Annotated in this window: 14 protein-coding genes; 6 read left to right on the top strand and 8 right to left on the bottom strand. The window is 61.6% G+C overall.

The features are described from left to right. Nucleotides 1-4 precede the first annotated feature (4 nt). The 6 genes from FXO12_RS18440 to FXO12_RS18415 all read right to left on the bottom strand — a co-directional run bounded on the left by FXO12_RS18440 (nucleotide 5) and on the right by FXO12_RS18415 (nucleotide 8,880). Nucleotides 5-256, bottom strand: coding sequence for a membrane protein (locus tag FXO12_RS18440; RefSeq protein ID WP_003195792.1), 252 nt, complete (start codon nucleotides 254-256; stop codon nucleotides 5-7). Between the two features lie 116 nt (nucleotides 257-372). Beyond that, nucleotides 373-2,259: a cation-translocating P-type ATPase gene (locus FXO12_RS18435; protein ID WP_057975212.1), complete on the bottom strand. Its 1,887-nt coding sequence runs from the start codon at nucleotides 2,257-2,259 to the stop codon at nucleotides 373-375. Next, nucleotides 2,256-3,290: a protease modulator HflK gene (gene hflK, locus FXO12_RS18430; RefSeq protein ID WP_003195796.1), complete on the bottom strand. Its 1,035-nt coding sequence runs from the start codon at nucleotides 3,288-3,290 to the stop codon at nucleotides 2,256-2,258. The genes FXO12_RS18435 and hflK (FXO12_RS18430) overlap by 4 nt, the downstream gene beginning before the upstream one ends. Further along, complete coding sequence (gene hflC / locus FXO12_RS18425; protein ID WP_161793234.1) at nucleotides 3,287-4,288, bottom strand: protease modulator HflC; 1,002 nt, start codon at nucleotides 4,286-4,288, stop codon at nucleotides 3,287-3,289. Before hflC ends, hflK (FXO12_RS18430) begins: the two co-directional genes overlap by 4 nt. Nucleotides 4,289-4,297: 9 nt before the next feature. Next, nucleotides 4,298-6,223: a protease modulator HflK gene (gene hflK / locus FXO12_RS18420; protein WP_057975332.1), complete on the bottom strand. Its 1,926-nt coding sequence runs from the start codon at nucleotides 6,221-6,223 to the stop codon at nucleotides 4,298-4,300. A 134-nt stretch (nucleotides 6,224-6,357) separates the two neighbouring features. Next, complete coding sequence (locus tag FXO12_RS18415) at nucleotides 6,358-8,880, bottom strand: RHS repeat-associated core domain-containing protein (RefSeq protein ID WP_057975211.1); 2,523 nt, start codon at nucleotides 8,878-8,880, stop codon at nucleotides 6,358-6,360. 433 nt (nucleotides 8,881-9,313) lie between these two features. Here FXO12_RS18415 and FXO12_RS18410 point away from each other — a divergent pair, with 433 nt between their 5' ends. From FXO12_RS18410 to FXO12_RS18385, 6 genes are read left to right on the top strand one after another with little or no spacing between them, the layout of a single operon-like run. Continuing rightward, entirely contained in the window at nucleotides 9,314-9,934 is a 621-nt protein-coding gene (locus FXO12_RS18410; RefSeq protein WP_057975210.1) for a CDP-alcohol phosphatidyltransferase family protein, read from the top strand. A 10-nt stretch (nucleotides 9,935-9,944) separates the two neighbouring features. Beyond that, on the top strand, nucleotides 9,945-11,693 hold the full coding sequence (locus tag FXO12_RS18405) for a bifunctional alpha/beta hydrolase/class I SAM-dependent methyltransferase (RefSeq protein ID WP_057975209.1): 1,749 nt from the start codon (nucleotides 9,945-9,947) through the stop codon (nucleotides 11,691-11,693). 2 nt (nucleotides 11,694-11,695) lie between these two features. Next, entirely contained in the window at nucleotides 11,696-12,994 is a 1,299-nt protein-coding gene (locus FXO12_RS18400; protein WP_160049721.1) for a phosphatase PAP2/dual specificity phosphatase family protein, read from the top strand. Next, nucleotides 12,984-13,427 (top strand): hypothetical protein, encoded by a 444-nt coding sequence (locus FXO12_RS18395; RefSeq protein ID WP_054896098.1) that lies wholly within the window; start codon nucleotides 12,984-12,986, stop codon nucleotides 13,425-13,427. The genes FXO12_RS18400 and FXO12_RS18395 overlap by 11 nt, the downstream gene beginning before the upstream one ends. 9 nt (nucleotides 13,428-13,436) lie before the next feature. Further along, complete coding sequence (locus FXO12_RS18390) at nucleotides 13,437-14,057, top strand: 1-acyl-sn-glycerol-3-phosphate acyltransferase (protein WP_034129175.1); 621 nt, start codon at nucleotides 13,437-13,439, stop codon at nucleotides 14,055-14,057. A 1-nt stretch (nucleotide 14,058) separates the two neighbouring features. After that, nucleotides 14,059-14,991: a phosphatidate cytidylyltransferase gene (locus FXO12_RS18385; RefSeq protein WP_034129176.1), complete on the top strand. Its 933-nt coding sequence runs from the start codon at nucleotides 14,059-14,061 to the stop codon at nucleotides 14,989-14,991. A gap of 168 nt (nucleotides 14,992-15,159) precedes the next feature. Here FXO12_RS18385 and FXO12_RS18380 read toward each other — a convergent pair whose 3' ends face one another. Next, on the bottom strand, nucleotides 15,160-15,525 hold the full coding sequence (locus FXO12_RS18380) for a hypothetical protein (protein ID WP_054896099.1): 366 nt from the start codon (nucleotides 15,523-15,525) through the stop codon (nucleotides 15,160-15,162). Nucleotides 15,526-15,609: 84 nt separating this feature from the next. Then, the gene (gene glmS / locus FXO12_RS18375; RefSeq protein ID WP_054917001.1) at nucleotides 15,610-17,442 is read right to left on the bottom strand and encodes a glutamine--fructose-6-phosphate transaminase (isomerizing); all 1,833 of its coding nucleotides are present in this window, start codon (nucleotides 17,440-17,442) and stop codon (nucleotides 15,610-15,612) included. Nucleotides 17,443-17,451 lie beyond the last annotated feature (9 nt).

The following is a 17,451-nucleotide window of genomic DNA, read 5'->3' as shown; positions in this document are numbered from 1 at the left end:
CCGGTTACTCGCCGACTTTACCGCCAGCGGCGTCGCAGGCCGATTTGGTCATGGCCTTGAAGCCCATCCCTTTACACTCGCCCTGGCCCTTGCACGCGTGGTCCTTGGTTTTGCAGTCGTTCATACCTTTGCAGGAGGTCACGCCGTAGCAGTGAACGGTGGCGTCTGCCGCTTGTACCTGGGTGGCCACACCCGCGAACAGAGAAGCAGCGGCCATTGCGAGGGCGGCACCAGCAGCAGCGGATTTAATGCTCATTGTTGTATTCCTCATGATCAGTAGTGGAGCCGGTCCGAACGGATTGTTCAGTCTCGACACAGCACTAGAGTGAGGCCTCCTGTCGGCGTTACAGCCGTGAGCAAATATTTCTGAAATTATTCGTCGAGTTTCAACAGCGGCTCCTGGAAGCGCAGTAAACGCCCGGCGTTCCCCAATACCAGCAAGGTGCTGAGGTTATGCAGCACCGCCGCGATCATCGCGCCCGCCGCCCCCAGCCAGCCAAATGCGGCGAACACCACAATGGCCAGTGTCCAGCCCAAGCCAATGATCACATTGACCTGCAACGTCTGCCGACACTGGCGACTCAAGCGCACACAGGTGCCCAGGCGGCGCAAGTCGCTGCCGATCAACACCACGTCCGCCGAGGCCAGGGCGATGTCCGCACCGCCCGCGCCCATGGCCACGCCGACCACGCCGGCCTTGAGCGCCAGGGAGTCGTTGATGCCGTCGCCCACCACCATTGGCCTGAAACCACTGCTGATTTCGCCCAACACGCGGTTGAGCTTGTCTTCCGGCAGCGCTTGGGCTTCGACATCACTGATGCCCACGTCCAGCGCCAGGCTATCGGCCACACTTTGGCGGTCACCGGTCAGCAGCAGTTGGCGGCCCAGGCCCAAGTCACGCAGCTCTTGCAGGGCCTGGCGCGCTTCGGGTTTGACGCTGTCGGCCAACAGCAGCCAGGCGAGGAACTCGCCGTTCAACGCCAGCCCGGCAATCGGGCCATCATGGGTGGGCACGGCGGTGGTGACGATGCCCAACTGTTCAAACAACTCCGGCCGTCCCAGCGCCGCTTCGCCCTGCTCGGTCTGGGCGACCACGCCCAGGCCCTGACGCTCGCGAATGTCGCTAAGCACCCGCATCTGCTCCTGGGTCGCCAACCCCGCCAACGCTCGGCTGACCGGATGACTGCTTGCCGAACCGAGGCTGGCCGCCAGGTTCAGCAGCTTTTGGCGATCCGGCGCGCTTGTCTCGATGGACTGCAAGCGCAGGGTGCCAAAGGTCAGGGTTCCGGTCTTGTCGACCACCAGCGATGTCAGGTCGGCGAGTTCTTCCAGAAACGCCGAGCTGCGAATCAGGATGCCATGGCGCGCCGCCACGGCAATCCCGGCAATCGCCGTGGCCGGTGCCGACAACACCAAAGCACAGGGACACGCTGCCACGAGCACCGCGAGCATTGCCTGGGCGTCATTGGTGACAAACCAGGTGACGGCTGCCAGCAGCAACACCAGCACCATGTAGCTGCCGGCGTAACGCTCCAGCAGCCGGGTGATCGGCGGCTTGGAACGCTCGGCGTTCTGCATCAGCGCAATGACTTTGCCCAACGTCGATTCGTTGCCGGTACGCGTGACCTCAAGGCGCAGCAGGCCATCGAGGTTGATCGCCCCACCAAACACCTGCACGCCCACGCTGGCTTCCAACGGCACCGACTCGCCGGTGATCGGCGCCGTGTCCAGGCTCGCCTGGCCGGACAACACCACGCCATCGGCCGGCACGCGGTCACCGGCACGCACTTCGACGATATCGCCGGTGTTCAAGGTGCCGTTATCCACTTCGGTGATGCTGCCGTCCGCCTGCACCAGGCGGGCGTGGCTGCGGGTGAGTTTGCCCAGGGCATGGATCGCTTCCTGGGAGCCAATCACGCTGCGCTCTTCCAGCACATGGCCAAAGATCATGATGATCGGCAGCAACGCGGCGGTGAGCAGATCACCGGTGGCCCAGGCGCCGAGCATGGCCAGGGCGATCAATTGGTCGGTGATGCCGTGCAGGCTTGGAAAGCGCAGGCTGTACCAGGCTGAACGCATCACCGGCACCGCCACCAGCAGGGATGCCACGCCCAGCAGCAACTGGCTGACGCCGCTCTGGTCGGGCGCGAGCCAGCGCCACACCAGGCCCAGCACGAGCAAGCCCAGGGCGAGCATCGCCAAGGTCAATTGCCGGGCAGCGCTGCGCTGTTCGGCAGAGGTCAGCATGGGTGCGCTCATTGTTCGGCTCCCTGGATGATCAAGCGGGAGTCGTCTTTGGGGTCGACGGTGGTCACTGAACCGGCCTGGCCGAGAATCTTCGGCAAGCGCTCACGGTACAGACGCAACAGCAAACCGGGATCTTTGACCTGGGCCAGGCTGGCAACGGTAGCGGTCTGCGCCTGGGCATTGGCCAAGCGCTCGCTGGCCTGGGCATGGGCGACTTGCACCTGGCGATCAGCTTCCTGGTTGGCGGTCTGGGTGAGTTTTTCCGCTTCAGTGCGGGCGTTGGCCACGGCTTTATCGGCTTGCTGGCTGGCGGTCAGTACCGCGTTGAACGCATTCACCGCAGGCCCAGGCAGGCTCGATTGCACATCGACGCGGGTGGCTTCGATACCCAGCCCCAAGCCGCTGGCCGCCAACTCCGCCAGGCGTTTGTTGATGCCTTGCACCAGGTCGCCGCGCAGCCGCTCACGCCGTTCGGCGGCGCCATTGTCGCTGCCGATCAGTTCCGGGCGGGCTACCAGGATGGTGTCCAGATCCCGCGCAGCGGTGAGGGCCACGGCGCTGCGTGTCACCAGCCGATCCAGGGCCGGCAGCACGTGGTCGCCCTGCAACACAAAGGCGTAGGGTTCGGTCACCTTGTAGAACACCCGCACGTCCAACTGCACCACCCCGGCATCGCCGGTCAGCAGGTAGCCGGAGCCGGCCAGGGCATCGCTCAAGGGGGTGGCGAAACTGGCCACGCGATCGGCCTGCAGCGCCGCATCGGAACGCAGCAGGTTTTCCACCCGCCGTTCGATCACCCGGTCGGCCGCTGGCAGCAGGACGACTTGTTCGAAAGGCTGCGGCCAAGCCAGCAACAATCCGGCGTTCTGAATGCGATCGAGGGCGCCAAAATGCAGGACCACGGCGCGATTCTGCGGGTCGATCTGGCGCACATTGGAAAAGGCCCAGGCCAACGCCGCCAATACAGTGACCGCGTACAGTGCCAGGAACGTCAGGCGCCCGGCCTGGATCCACGGGCTGTCCGGGCTTTCAGGCTCGCTCATGGCTGCAGGTCCTTCGGCCCATCCACCAGGGCGCGAAACGGCGCGGCGTCGGTGCGCAGGATGATCTTGGTCCCCGGCGTGACCACCGTGCCCAAGGTATCCAGCGAACGCAGCAGGTTGTACAGCTGCGGATTGCCAGCGTAGGCGCGGCCATAAATCTGCGCGGCTTCAACCCGCGACTGCGCTTCGATGTCGGCGGCTTTCACAGTGGCATCGGCCTGCATGATGCGCGCATCACGCTCGGCAGCGGAGCGGATCTGCGCCGCTTCGCGCTTGCCCACGGCGGTGCGTTCGGTGGCGATGGTTTCACGCTCGGCGCGCATGCGGTCAACCGTGGCGGTGAGGGTCACCGACGGCAACGTCAAGCGCTCGATACCGACCTGCGCCACGCGCACACCATAGGTGGTGAGCAATTGTTGATCAATCTGCTGGCGCAACTGCGCTTCAAAATCGGCAATGCGCACTTGGCTGGCGTCGGTATTGATCAAGCTGGAGAGGTCAAAACTGGCCGCCGTGGTTTCCAACGCCGAGCCGACGAAGGTACGAATCTGCCGCGCCGCCTCATCCGGCTGGTTCTGCACCGCACGCATAAAACGCTGCACGTTGTCGGCATCGCCCTGCACCTGCCACGCCACATAGGCCTGCACAATAATCCGCAAGCCATCGCGGGTGCCCACATCCTGCAAGCCGCTGGACGTAGTGCGCAGGCGCAGGTCCACCGGGATCGCTGCTTCGAACGGTGCCGGCCAGCGCCAGCCCAGGCCCGGCTCCAGCAGCACGCGCGCAGGGTTGCCGAAGCGGGTAATCACCGTGGCCTCGCCGGAACGCACTTGCACCAGGCTCGCCGCTGCCACGGCAAACAGCACCAGCAACACCGCCCACGCCATGCGCCGCCAGGGAAAAGGCCCGGTCGCCTGCTCATCGCCGTGATGGTGATGGTGGTGGCCGTGATGGTGGTGATGACCGTGATCATGATCGTGGGAATGAGCGCTCAACAGACGAACTCCTTATTGAACGGCTTTGCGCGGCGCCGACGGGTCGGCGGGCAAGGTAAAAGAACGTAGATCGATCGTCGGCGCACTGTCGGCACCCAAACGATGATCCAGAATAAGCAGCTTGGCCTGGGCCAGGCCCTGGCTCAGTTGGCCCAGGTACTGTTCCAGCACGAAGGCTTGGCCCGCAGCGGCGTAGGCTTTTTGTTCGGCGGCAAAGCGCAGGTTCGCTGCTTGGGCGCCGGCATTCACTTCGCGGGCACTGGCCTGGGCCTGATCGCGGGCGGTACTGGCTTGAAGCAGCGCCTGGTTGGTCTGTTCGCTGGCGGCACCGCGTTCACGGGCGATCAAAGCCTGGGCGCCGATCTGCGCGGCTTGCACACCGTGGTAAGCGTTGGCGGCACCGGCCGGCGGGTGGATCGCCTCGACCACCGTGGCAAGAATTTCCACGCCGCTGTCGAGGGTTTGCAGGTCGGCTTGCACGCTGCGACCAATCTCGTCGGCGAGGCTGGTGCGCTCCTCCCCGAGCAATTCATCCAGGGTGCGCGAGGCAAAATCGTGCACCAGGATGCGGCTGGCGGTGCTGCGGATCAGGGTCGGGATATCCGCGCTGTTGTAGGTGGCGGCAAGCGCGGCCTGATCGGTGAGGCCGATGCGGTAGACAAAGCGCACGTCCATATTGACTATCTGGAAGCCCTGCTTGTCGCCGCTGCTGCTGGCAATAACCTGGGATTTGTCATTCACATGGCTGGCGTCCCACAGGCGGTTGGCGATCAACGGCGCCGGGCCTTCGGCTGCGGCCAACTGCGGTGTGGCGGCGTCACTGACGCTGGTCGCCAGCTCATGCACCACGCCGTTTTCAACATTCAGTACGCGGCCCAACGGCCACGGCAAACCCGCATGCAGCCCGGGGCCGAACACCTCGACCGGTTTACCAAAACGCTCATAAATCCCACGGCCTTGCAGGGGCACTTCATGCACACCGGTCAGCGCCCAACCTACCGCCAGCACCACCAGCAACACCGGGAAAAACGCTCGGCGCATGTAAGTGAAGGCCCAGATCTGGCGCAGGTCGATGCCAAAACGGTTGTGCAGTTCATGCTGCAACGCCAGCAAGGGTTGCGGCGGCCAACGCAGCAGGCCGGCGATAAAACTCTGCGCCATCAGGCGCGGTTCGAGACGCGGCTGGCGCGGGCTGAACAGCGACAGCACGCCCCTGAGCAGGAACTCCAGCGCCACCAGCGCCGGCAACAGGCCGACGAGTGTCGCCAGGCGCAGCGGCCACACCGACTCCGCATTGGCAAACAGCAGGCAGATCGCGCTGAGCACCAGGCAGATAATTGCCATCCGGCTCAACTGCGCCAGTTGCGAGGCTTCCGGCCATTGGGCGGCAGTTTCCTGGGCCAGGCGGCGTTCGAATACCAGCAGGCCAAACGCCAGGGCCAATGCGAGCGCTGCGCCAATACTTGCCGATTGCCCGATGGCAGCAGCGGGCAAGCCCAGGTTCCAGAACTGCAGGATGCTGACCAGTGCCAGCAACGACCAGCCGCCCAACCACAGCACCGGTGCGCCAATCTGCGCCAACAGGCCGTTGCCGAACCGGTTGATCAGGCCCTTATGCCAGGGTGTGGGCTCGATGGATTGTTCGACCGCTTCGCCGCGCGGCACTTCCAGCGCCTGGGCACGCCAATCGGCCACCCACCAGGCCGACTGCAAGCCGGCCACCAGCAGCAGCAAGGCCGACGCGCAGTTGATCAATACCACCGGCCAGATCGACACGGGTGCAAACAACGCTACGAACAGCGCCAATATCCAACCACTGAGGGCCAGGGTTGTCAGGCCGATACCGGCCTGGCGCAATCGACGGGCGTGGAACAGCCCCTGCTGAAAACGCGCGAGGCCTTCAACCGAAGCCCCGTCAGCCTCTAGATCCACTTGCATCTGCTCAACGCCCACTTGCACACAATTCGTTACGATATAACACGAAGCGTGAAATTTTTGTTCTCAACCCCGTTCGCACATTTAGATCGAGGAGCACTCGCAAAATATCCGTCGGCTGTCCGGCCTTCACAGGGTTACCTCAGGGCACGTCGGGCACTGCTACCTTGAATGACTCTACGCATGTTTCGCCAAACACGATGGGCAACCCGTGAGACAGGGTTGCGCGCCGCACGGCGCAAGTCTCGCTCTACTGCTCGAGTCAAAGCCTCCAGGGACGGGCTCCTAACCATCGGAGCGGGTTCGAGAACAGGCTGAGGCTCGACATGAACCTCTATGATGTCAACGTCCGCCCCCAGTTGATAATCGTAAACTTCCTGTCGCGTGATACCCGTAGCACGCAGGCCGAAAGCAGTCATGATTCTCTGAGTTGAACGGCCATTGCCCTCACTGGCCAAAAACCGCTCCAGCATGCCTTCCTGCTGCTGCGTAGCAAGCAGAGCCTCATTGTTTTGAACGTTCCAGCGCACAATGGCTTGCGGTAAAACACCGTAAAAATTGTTATGCCTTGAAATCATTTCATACTGATGCCAGGTAACGTCGGTAGCATTGGGCCCCTCTACTGGCGCACGGTAGTTTTCCATCAAGCGCCAGCGGCCGGGCAAGAATTCGTTTCTGAACCGATACCTGCCTGGGATTGAAGCAGACGTGTAAGTAGACTCAACGCGGTGCTCGCCATACATACGGTGAGTCATGCTCCTCTCCACGGCGTCCCGGCGCTCGGCGGCGACGTGAGCATCCACGTCACGACGCCGGAATGTCTCTGGATTCTGTCGATAAGCCGGAACATGGGCACTGGGGGAATTATCCGAATAGTCGTCGGCGACTTCCGGAGCCCTGCCATCGTGGTCTCGATACCGGAGCGGATTATTTCGGACCATTCGATACAGATTCAGCCCATCGATTTCGCCCGAGGGATCCGGGTTGATCCAGCGCATCAGCCATGGCGCATAGTAACGCGAACCGTAATAGTACAATCCGGTCGCATCCCGCTCTTGGCCTGAATAACGGATGGTCTTGCCATTAACATGAGTCTGACTTCTGACCGCCCACCACGCCGTACCACCGAAGGGGTAATACCCCTCATGACTGATCACGTCGCCATATTCATCGAGTTCCAACGCAACGCTGCCCAGATGGTCATCAACGTTGTAGCGCCACTGTGGGACAGGTAGTCTCTTGCGACCGTTCGCTCGCCAGTTTAACCGTCGAACTTGACTGCGCCCTAACGCCACGCTGATGACATGCAGGACTTCTCCCGTCGCCGTATCGCTGTGTATCTCCAAACCCGGCAGATACATGACCTGGGCCACATGCTCAACAGACTTTGCCTGCCACACTCGTACCTTGCGTCCACGCTGCCCAGTGCCATGGTAGAAATACCGTTCGTTATCCGCAGGCCCCGCCTTGCGCAGCACCTGGGTGACTTGGTGCAATTGATTACGGGCGTCCCATGTCATCCTCTGCGCGCCGTCCAACATCAACAAATTGCCGTTTGCATCAAACCCATTGGCTAAATCCGGTGGATTCATCTCATCGGCCATGTACATGCTTCGATTACTACGCTCGGCTGTCTTCATCATGCGCAAGGGTTCGCTGCCATGCTTGAGCGTGATTAGATTTCCGCCGAGGTCATAGGTGTAAACCTGCGTGTAGTTACGCAACCGACTCGCGTCACCTCCTCCTGGTAGTACAACACCGGGCAGGCCAGGCTGAATGCCGGCCAGGACGCTTTCCCGTCCGGTGGCCTCAATCAAATGGTAAAGCGTGTCGTAGCGATAAGTGCTAACGGGGACAATTCGTTGAGAATCAAACCATTGGGTTGGTTGTGCCCGGTCCTCCAAGCATTGCAGGTTACCCACGGGGTCCCACTGATAATGTAGGTCCTGGAGTACTTTATCCTGCCGGATTGTGTTCAGTCTTAATAGTCGCCCACTGCGGGCGTCGTAGCCGGGCCGGGAAATGACACCATTACCCGCCAGCTGGGATTCGACTTGACCACAAGCGTTATAGCGGACCGCGCTGAGCAGCAATTGCTCCGGTTTTCCATCCTCAGTCAGACTGGATTGAACCAGTTCACCCGCCACGTTGTAGCAATGGCTCTGCACATTCGCCAACGCATCGGTTTGGCGGAGCAACTGATTCAACGCATCGTGATGCCATTGCGTGAGATACCGCATTGCCGCGCCTTGGTGATCTTTCTCCAATAACGCGTCGCGCTCATCCAAAGACTCAGGCCAATCCGCGGGTACCAATGCCTTGAGAAACTGTTGAGTCTGGCCTGCAACGTGCCCCAGCAAACCGTAATCGACAAAAACCTGGCTGCCGACCCCATCGTCATGCCGAACCAGCCGACCGCAACGATTGCCCATTTCAGTCGATGATCCGTACGTCAGCCGCTCGACGAAGGTCTGGAGAGTGGTCGCTGACTCTTCGCTCACACTAACCTGACGTATTTGGGAGTCATAGCACACCCGCCGGACAGTACCCCGCCCATCCCAACTATGCAGCGTTTGAGCTGCGTCGCCCACAAGGTTGACACGCCAGCCCGCATCTACGCTTTCAACACGCAACAGCTGGCCCGACAGACTATGGGTCATAACTTGGTTGGGCTCCCCTGTTTCACCACCCGTTGCCCACAATCGCGTGTCCCATTGTGCATGCACTCGACCAAGGACATCGCGCGAATACCTTTCGGTACGTGCCTGCAGTGCCTCGTCTAATGTCTGTCGGTGATACGCAACGACCGCTACTTGCAACCTACGCGCGTCTGTCACCCTCAGAGTCGGTGTCTGTCGGTGCAAAGTCGAAGACATTTGCGACCCTCTGCGTGTGTAGAGATGTAACTATAGACACGAACTCGATCACCTGCTGTTGAGGCCCCATAGGACGCTCCCACAAGCGGTGATTGATTATGCTCAAGAGCGTGACTAATCCCCTATAAACACGAGCCATCACTGGTGTCGGCTGCGATTAGTCGGCACACTTCAGACAGTTTTTCGCGGGTTCACGGACAAGGAAGCGCCACCCCCCATGATTTCCATCTACCAACTCAAACCGCGTTTTCAAAACCTGCTGCGGCCTCTCGTGCAGCGCCTTTATGACAACGGCACCACCGCCAACCAGATCACCGTGCTGGCCGGGGTTGTTTCCCTGCTGGTGGGGCTGTTGATCGCGGGCTTTGCCCAACACCTCTGGCTGTTTGCACTGATCCCGCTGTGGATGATTGTGCGCATGGCGCTCAATGCCATCGATGGCATGCTGGCCCGGGAATTCGGCCAACAGTCGCGCCTCGGTGCTTACCTCAATGAATTGTGCGATGTGATCGCCGACAGTGCGCTGATCCTGCCCTTTGCATTGATCCCCGATATGAGCCTGGCGCCGGTGCTGCTGGTGACGCTGCTTGCGGTATTCAGCGAATACGCCGGAGTGCTGGGGCCGATGGTGGGCGCGTCGCGCCGTTATGACGGGCCCATGGGCAAGAGTGATCGGGCGTTCGTGCTCGGGGTGCTGGCCACGGGCGTGGCGCTGGGCTGGCTCGGCGCCGGTTGGGTGGAGGCGGTGATGTGGCTGGTCGCCGCCCTGCTCGCCTATACCTTGGTCAACCGGGTGCGTCAGGGCCTCAAAGAACAACAATCTCTCCCTTCTGCATAAGGATTTTGCGATGCGCGAACAGCAACAGCACACCTTCAGTACCCATGATGGCGTCGAGCTTTTCTATCGGCACTGGCCGGCCACGGCAGGTGTCGGGCCGCGCAAGGCGATCCTGTTGTTCCATCGCGGCCATGAGCACTCGGGGCGTATTGCCCACCTGGTGGATGAACTGGGCCTGCCTGAATTCGACTTCTTCGCCTGGGACGCCCGTGGCCACGGCCAATCCCCAGGCGAGCGCGGCGACAGCCCCAGCTTTGCCACCAGCGCCCGCGATGTGCAGACTTTCTGTGACCACATCAATGCCACCTACGGCATCGAGGAGGAAGGCATCGCCGTCATCGCCCAAAGCGTCGGCGCGGTGATCGCGGCCACCTGGGTTCATGATTACGCGCCAAAAATCCGCGCCCTGGTGCTCGCCTCGCCAGCCTTCAAGGTCAAGCTGTACGTGCCCTTCGCCCGCCCCGGCCTGGCACTGATGCGCAAGTTTCGTGGCAACTTTTTCGTCAACAGCTACGTCAAGGCCAAGTTCCTCAGCCATGACCCCGAACGCGTGGCGTCCTACGACAGCGATCCACTGATCACCAAGGCCATTTCGGTGAATGTGCTGCTGGGCCTTTACGAAGCGGCCGCCCGGGTTGTCGCCGACGCCCAGGCGATCCAGGTGCCGACCCAACTGCTTATTTCGGGCTCCGACTTTGTGGTGCACCGTAAACCCCAGCAGCAGTTCTTCGACCGCCTCGGCAGCCTTAAAAAAGAGCTGCATATCCTCCCCGGCTTTTTTCACGACACCCTCGGCGAACGTGATCGCGCCGTGGCTGTGAGCAGCGCCAAGCGCTTTATCTTGCAGAACTTCGCCCACCCGCTGGACCGCGCTTCTTTACTGGATGCAGACAAACTTGGCGCCACGTGCGCCGAATCCGAATCCCTCGCCGCGCCGTTGCCACGCAATTCACTGCGCGACCTGTACTGGCGCATGACCCGCGCCAGCATGGGCTTGGGCAAGAACCTGTCGGATGGGGTGAAGCTGGGCTTCGACACCGGCTTCGATTCCGGCAGCACCCTGGACTACGTGTATCGCAATAAGCCTACCGGCAAGGGCGGGCTGGGGCGGATGATCGATACCAACTACCTCAACTCCATCGGCTGGCGTGGTATTCGCCAGCGCAAGCTGAACGTCGAAGAGCTGCTGCGCCTGGCCATGGCCAAGCTGCGTGATGATCACCGCGAAGTCCGTATCGTCGATATCGCCGCCGGCCACGGCCGTTACATTCTTGAAGCCTTGCAGGGCGTCTCGCCGTTGCCGGAGTCGATCCTGCTGCGCGACTACAGCGATATCAATGTGCGCGACGGTGGCGCGCTGATTCGCGAAAAGGGTTTGGGGGACATCGCCCAGTTCGTCAAAGGCGACGCGTTCGACCGCGCCGACCTGGCCGCCCTCGACCCCAAGCCGTCCCTGGCCGTGGTGTCTGGCCTGTACGAATTGTTCGCCGATAACGCCATGGTCGGCGGTTCACTGGCGGGCCTGGCCGAAGCCGTGGAGCCAGGTGGTTACCTGGTCTACACCGGCCAACCGTGGCACCCGCAGTTGGAGCTGATTGCCCGTTCGCTTACCAGCCACCGTCAGGGTCAGGCTTGGGTGATGCGCCGGCGCAGCCAGGCGGAAATGGACCAACTCGTCGAAGCAGCGGGCTTTCGCAAGATCACCCAGCGCGTGGATGAGTGGGGCATTTTCACCGTGTCCCTGGCACAGAAGATCTGAACATGCGCGAAACCGGTTTATTGAAACCTGCGATGCTTTGGCTGCTGCTGTTGGCACCGCTGTTTTTCAGCACCTACGGCTTCGCCACCTGGGTCACCAGCCAGCGCAGCGACGTCGGCACCCTGGTGTTCGGCTGGGAAACACACATGCCGTTCTGGGCATGGACCATCGTGCCCTACTGGTCCGTCGACCTGCTTTACGGCTTCTCGTTGCTGCTACCCAACACGCGTCATGAGCTCAAACAGCATGCGCTGCGCCTGCTGAGTGCGCAGGTGATAGCCGTGAGTTGCTTCCTGATCTGGCCACTGCGCTTCACGTTTGAGCGGCCGGAACTGGACGGTGTGTTCGGTTGGTTGTTTGCGGTGCTGGCCGGTTTTGACAAGCCCTTCAACCAGGCGCCTTCGCTGCATATCGCGCTGCTGGTGATCCTGTGGGTGATGTACCAACGGCATACTCAAGGATTCTGGCGTTGGGTGGTGCACGGCTGGTTCGCGCTAATCGGGGTTTCGGTGCTGACCACTTATCAACATCACTTTATCGACTTACCCACAGGCGCCCTCGCGGGGTGGTTGTGCGTGTGGTTATGGCCGATGCAGCACCCGAGCCCCTTACTGAATGCACGGCTGACGCGGGATAACCAACGATGGCGGCTAGGGATACGCTATGGGCTGGGCGCAGTGATACTGACAGTGCTGGCCTGCTTATGCGGTGGCGCTTGCCTGTGGCTGCTATGGCCTGCGGTTTCTCTGGGGTTGATCACGGCCAACTACCTCGTACTCGGCGCGTCGGGCTTTCAAAAACGTGAGGATGGCCACCTTACGCCTGCGGCACGCTGGTTATATGCACCTTATCTGGCGGGCGCCTGGATCAATTCGCGGCTGTGGACGCGCAAACATCCTCAGGCCGATCCGATTGTGGATAACGTCTGGCTCGGGCGTATTCCTGCCACCCGCGAGCTGGGTTCATTCAAGGCCATTGTCGACTTATGCGCCGAACTGCCGATTAATCCACAGGGCCGTGCTTACGCCCGCGTGCCCGTGCTGGACCTGATCGCCCCAACCCCCGACGAATGCTTGAAAGCGGCCCACACCATTGAACGCCTGCAAGCGAGCGGCCCCCTGTTGGTGTGCTGTGCCCTCGGTTACTCACGCAGCGCCACCGCCGTCGCCGCCTGGCTGTTGAACACGGGGCGAGCCACCACGGTTGAGCAAGCGCTGGCTATTATTCGTACAGCGCGGGCCGATGTGGTCCTGCACCCCGAACACCGTCAAGCATTGGAGGGTTTGCCAAATGCCTGCTGATATGGAACTCCAGGTCGTCGCCAGCCTGTTGCGCCGCGGCCGCTCCCTGGATCAGTTATCCACAGGCCTGACGCTGCTAGGCGTGCTGTTTGGCCTCGCCCAGCTGCTGTTGGCCAGCATTTCCACCATTTGTCTGCTGTTGGCCCTGTGGATGATCGTGCTGGGCCTGCTGCAAAAGTATTGGGCGCTGCGGGTGGCCTTTGACGCCGACCTGTTCGCCCTGCTCGCTCGCGACACCACCCGCACGCCAGACCTGGACCAGGCCCTGCAAACCCTTGGCCTGCAATCGCCCAAGCGAGCCGGTCGGCCATGGACTGAACGCCGTCGCGGCGCCCTCAAACTGCTGCGTAAACAAGCCTGGCTGCTGGGCGCGCAAGCGCTGTTGACCCTGGGCGTCATTCTCGCCAGCCCTTGGCTACCTTTCGCCGGATAAGGAATTCCCATGTTCGAACCCGTGGTCGCCACGCTGATTACTTCCATGGCCCGCACCGTCACTGGCGCCCGCAGCCTGTGGCTGGGGTGCGCGCCGGTCCCGGTGCAGCGGATCTACTTCGCCAACCACAGCAGCCACGGCGACTTCGTCCTGGTGTGGGCATCACTGCCGCAGAACCTGCGCAAATTCACACGCCCGGTGGCCGGCAGTGATTACTGGAACAAGAGTGCGCTGCGCCGCTACATCATCAATCGAGTGTTCAATGGCGTGCTGATCGACCGTGAGCGCAAGGACCCTGTGGACAACCCATTGCAGCCCATGCTTGCGGCGTTGGAGGGCGGCGATTCGCTGATCATTTTTCCCGAAGGCACGCGCAATCTGGAGGATGGCTTGCTGCCGTTCAAAAGCGGTTTGTACCACCTGGCAAAGAGTTACCCACAGGCCGAGCTGGTCCCGGTGTGGATAGCCAACCTGAACCGGGTTATGCCCAAGGGCCGCGTATTGCCACTGCCCTTGTTATGCACCACCAGCTTCGGTGCCCCCCTGCAACTGGAAGAAGGCGAAGACAAAGCCGACTTCCTTGCCCGCAGCCGCGACGCCCTGCTCGCCCTTGCCCCGGAGCATTCCTGAGATGGATAGCCAAACCCTGATGTTATTTGGCGGCATCGGCGCGATCCTGGTCATCGCCTCGCTGATCGGCCTGATCCTCAAGCTGCGCACCCGTGGCAGCCCGAATGCCGTGATCGACAACCTCAACGCCCGCATCAACGCCTGGTGGGTGATGGTGGTGGTGATCGGCATCGCGTTCTGGCTCGGCACCGGCGCGGTGATCCTGCTGTTCTACGCGGTGTCGTTCTACGCCCTGCGCGAGTTCCTCACCCTCACGCCCACCCGACGCAGCGACTACCCGGCCCTGGTGGCCGCGTTCTACCTGGCCCTGCCGCTGCAATACCTGCTGATCTACGCCGACTGGTACGGGCTGTTCTCGATCTTCATCCCGGTGTACGTGTTCCTGCTGCTGCCGATCCTCGCCTCCCTGGGCGGCGACAGTACGCACTTTCTGGAACGGGCATCGAAGGTGCAATGGGGGCTGATGATCGCCGTGTTCTGCGTGTCTTTCGTCCCGGCACTACTGACCTTGGACATACCGGGCTACGAAGGCCGCAACCTGCTGCTGATCGCCTATCTGGTGATCGTGGTGCAACTGTCGGACGTATTGCAGTACGTGTGCGGCAAGCTGTTCGGCAAACGCAAGATCGCGCCCAACCTGTCGCCATCGAAAACCGTGGAAGGGTTTGTGGGCGGAATTCTGCTGTCCTCCTTGATCGGCGCGGCGCTGTGGTGGACCACACCGTTCAATCCCTGGCAGTCGTTTCTGATCGCGCTGCTGATCAACTTGCTGGGGTTTGCGGGAGGGATTGTGATGTCGGCGATCAAGCGTGACCGCGGTGTGAAGGACTGGGGGCACATGATCGAAGGACACGGCGGGATGTTGGATCGTCTGGATTCGGTGTGCTTTGCGGCGCCGATCTTCTTTCATCTCGTGCGCTACTGGTGGACCTGACCCACACCTTTCTCAAACCCGATGGAGATCAAAATGTGGCAGCTGGCTTGCCTGCGAAAGCGGTAGTGCAGTAACAGATGCAGCGACTGACACGCCGCCTTCGCGGGCAAGCCCGCTCCCACAGGGGATATGCGCCTGCCTGTAGGTTTTATGGTGCTTTCAATGCCTCTAGCCAGTGATCTCGATATAGCTAGACTCTCCGCCTCCGGTCGCACCCGATAGCCAGCCCCAAACGAAACTCAGGGTAGTGCGCCCTGCGTGATCAACACCTACCGTGCCTCGTGACCACCCTGCGAGCAGCTCCCCGTCCAGGGTGACGCACTGATAAAGCAGCTCGATAGTATCTGGGCCGGTGACCCGCCCGACCTGCGTTCCCAGGCGAATTCGGCCACCCTGATAAATGCTCGAAATCACCCCGTCTTCGACTTTGTAATGAAACACGGTGCCGGTACCGGACAAGCCTTGCGCGTTATTCGCGACCACAAACCGACGATTGTGCAGACGTGCGTGGACGGTAGCAGAAGGGCTTTGCATCAATACGCATCCTTGAATTGAGCGAATCCAGAACGAAAAAAAGGGGCTGTTTAAAACAGCCCCTATTGGGTACGTCAGTAAGGCTTATTCCACCGTCACCGACTTCGCCAGATTACGCGGCTGGTCAACGTCGGTGCCTTTGAGCACGGCCACGTAGTACGACAGCAACTGCAGCGGGATGGTGTAGAGGATCGGCGACAGCGTGTCGTGGATATGCGGCATGTTGATGACGTGGGTGCCTTCACCGTTGGTCATGCCGGCTTTTTCATCTGCGAAAACGATCAGTTGGCCGCCACGGGCGCGTACTTCCTGCAGGTTGGATTTGAGCTTCTCCAGCAGTTCGTTGTTCGGCGCCACGGTAACCACCGGCATGTCGTCGTCCACCAGGGCCAACGGGCCGTGCTTCAGCTCGCCGGCCGGGTAGGCTTCGGCGTGGATGTACGAGATTTCCTTGAGTTTCAGCGAGCCTTCCATCGCCACCGGGTATTGCGCGCCACGGCCCAGGAACAGGGTGTGGTTCTTGTCAGCGAACAGCTCGGCGACTTTTTCCACGGTGCTGTCCATGGCCAAGGCTTCACCCAGGCGGGTCGGCAGGCGACGCAGTTCTTCCACCAGGGTGGCTTCGACACCTTCGGCGAGGGTGCCGCGCACTTGGCCCAAGGACAGGGTCAGCAGCAACAGGCCCACCAGTTGGGTGGTGAAGGCTTTGGTGGAGGCCACGCCGATTTCGCGACCGGCCTGGGTCAGCAGGGTCAGGTCGGATTCACGCACCAGGGAGCTGATGCTGACGTTGCAGATCGCCAGACTGCCGAGGAAGCCCAGCTCCTTGGCGTTGCGCAAGGCAGCCAGGGTGTCGGCGGTTTCACCGGACTGGGAGATGGTCACGAACAGGGTGTCGGGCTGCACCACCACCTTGCGGTAGCGGAACTCGCTGGCGACTTCGACCTGGCAGGGGATGCCGGCCAGTTCTTCCAACCAGTAACGCGCCACCATACCGGCGTGGTAGCTGGTGCCACAGGCGACGATTTGCACATTGCGCACTTTGGCGAACAGTTCGGCGGCTTGCGGGCCGAAAGCGTTCACCAATACTTGGTTCTGGCTCAGGCGACCTTCCAGGGTGCGCTGTACCACGGACGGCTGCTCGTGGATTTCCTTGAGCATGAAGTGGCGGAACTCGCCTTTGTCGGCGGCTTCGGCACCGTCGCGGTATTGCACGGCTTCGCGCTCGACGGACTGACCATTCACATCCCAGATCTGCACGCTTTCACGGCGGATGTCGGCAATGTCGCCTTCTTCCAGATACATGAAGCGGTCGGTCACTTGGCGCAGGGCCAGTTGGTCGGAGGCAAGGAAGTTCTCGCCCAGGCCCAGGCCGATCACCAATGGGCTGCCACTGCGTGCGGCAACCAGGCGGTCAGGCTGGCTGGCGCTGATCACGGCCAGGCCGTAGGCGCCATGCAGTTCCTTGACCGTGGCCTTGAGGGCGGTGGTCAGGTCGCTGTGATCCTTGAGCTTGTGGTTGAGCAGGTGGGCGATCACTTCGGTGTCGGTGTCCGAGGTGAAGACGTAGCCCAGGCCCTTGAGTTGTTCACGCAGCACTTCATGGTTTTCGATAATGCCGTTGTGCACCACGGCCAGGTCGCCGGAGAAGTGCGGGTGAGCGTTACGCTCGCACGGTGCACCGTGGGTGGCCCAACGGGTGTGGGCAATGCCCAGGCGGCCTGCCAGCGGTTCACCGGCCAGGGCTTGGTCCAGTTCGCTGACCTTACCCGGGCGGCGCATGCGCTCCAGCTTGCCGGCGTTGGTGAAGACGGCCACACCGGCGCTATCGTAGCCGCGGTATTCGAGGCGCTTGAGGCCTTCGATCAGGATGGCAGTAACGTTACGTTCGGCGACTGCGCCAACAATTCCACACATGGTGTTTCT

It is taken from the genome of Pseudomonas sp. J380, from assembly GCF_009827115.1.
In the GTDB taxonomy this organism is placed as follows: Bacteria; Pseudomonadota; Gammaproteobacteria; order Pseudomonadales; family Pseudomonadaceae; genus Aquipseudomonas; species Aquipseudomonas paracarnis.
The sequence above is the reverse complement of the archived record's forward strand: the minus strand, read 5'-3'. Positions and strand labels throughout refer to the sequence as shown.

Bases quoted from the DNA above. Each gene is read 5' to 3' on its own strand.
- FXO12_RS18440 (WP_003195792.1), bottom strand. From the start codon at position 256: ATGAGCATTAAATCCGCTGCTGCTGGTGCCGCCCTCGCAATGGCCGCT.
- FXO12_RS18435 (WP_057975212.1), bottom strand. From the start codon at position 2,259: ATGAGCGCACCCATGCTGACCTCTGCCGAACAGCGCAGCGCTGCCCGG.
- hflK (WP_003195796.1), bottom strand. From the start codon at position 3,290: ATGAGCGAGCCTGAAAGCCCGGACAGCCCGTGGATCCAGGCCGGGCGC.
- hflK (WP_057975332.1), bottom strand. From the start codon at position 6,223: ATGCAAGTGGATCTAGAGGCTGACGGGGCTTCGGTTGAAGGCCTCGCG.
- FXO12_RS18415 (WP_057975211.1), bottom strand. From the start codon at position 8,880: ATGACCCATAGTCTGTCGGGCCAGCTGTTGCGTGTTGAAAGCGTAGAT.
- FXO12_RS18410 (WP_057975210.1), top strand. From the start codon at position 9,314: ATGATTTCCATCTACCAACTCAAACCGCGTTTTCAAAACCTGCTGCGG.
- FXO12_RS18405 (WP_057975209.1), top strand. From the start codon at position 9,945: ATGCGCGAACAGCAACAGCACACCTTCAGTACCCATGATGGCGTCGAG.
- FXO12_RS18400 (WP_160049721.1), top strand. From the start codon at position 11,696: ATGCGCGAAACCGGTTTATTGAAACCTGCGATGCTTTGGCTGCTGCTG.
- FXO12_RS18395 (WP_054896098.1), top strand. From the start codon at position 12,984: ATGCCTGCTGATATGGAACTCCAGGTCGTCGCCAGCCTGTTGCGCCGC.
- FXO12_RS18390 (WP_034129175.1), top strand. From the start codon at position 13,437: ATGTTCGAACCCGTGGTCGCCACGCTGATTACTTCCATGGCCCGCACC.
- FXO12_RS18385 (WP_034129176.1), top strand. From the start codon at position 14,059: ATGGATAGCCAAACCCTGATGTTATTTGGCGGCATCGGCGCGATCCTG.
- FXO12_RS18380 (WP_054896099.1), bottom strand. From the start codon at position 15,525: ATGCAAAGCCCTTCTGCTACCGTCCACGCACGTCTGCACAATCGTCGG.
- glmS (WP_054917001.1), bottom strand. From the start codon at position 17,442: ATGTGTGGAATTGTTGGCGCAGTCGCCGAACGTAACGTTACTGCCATC.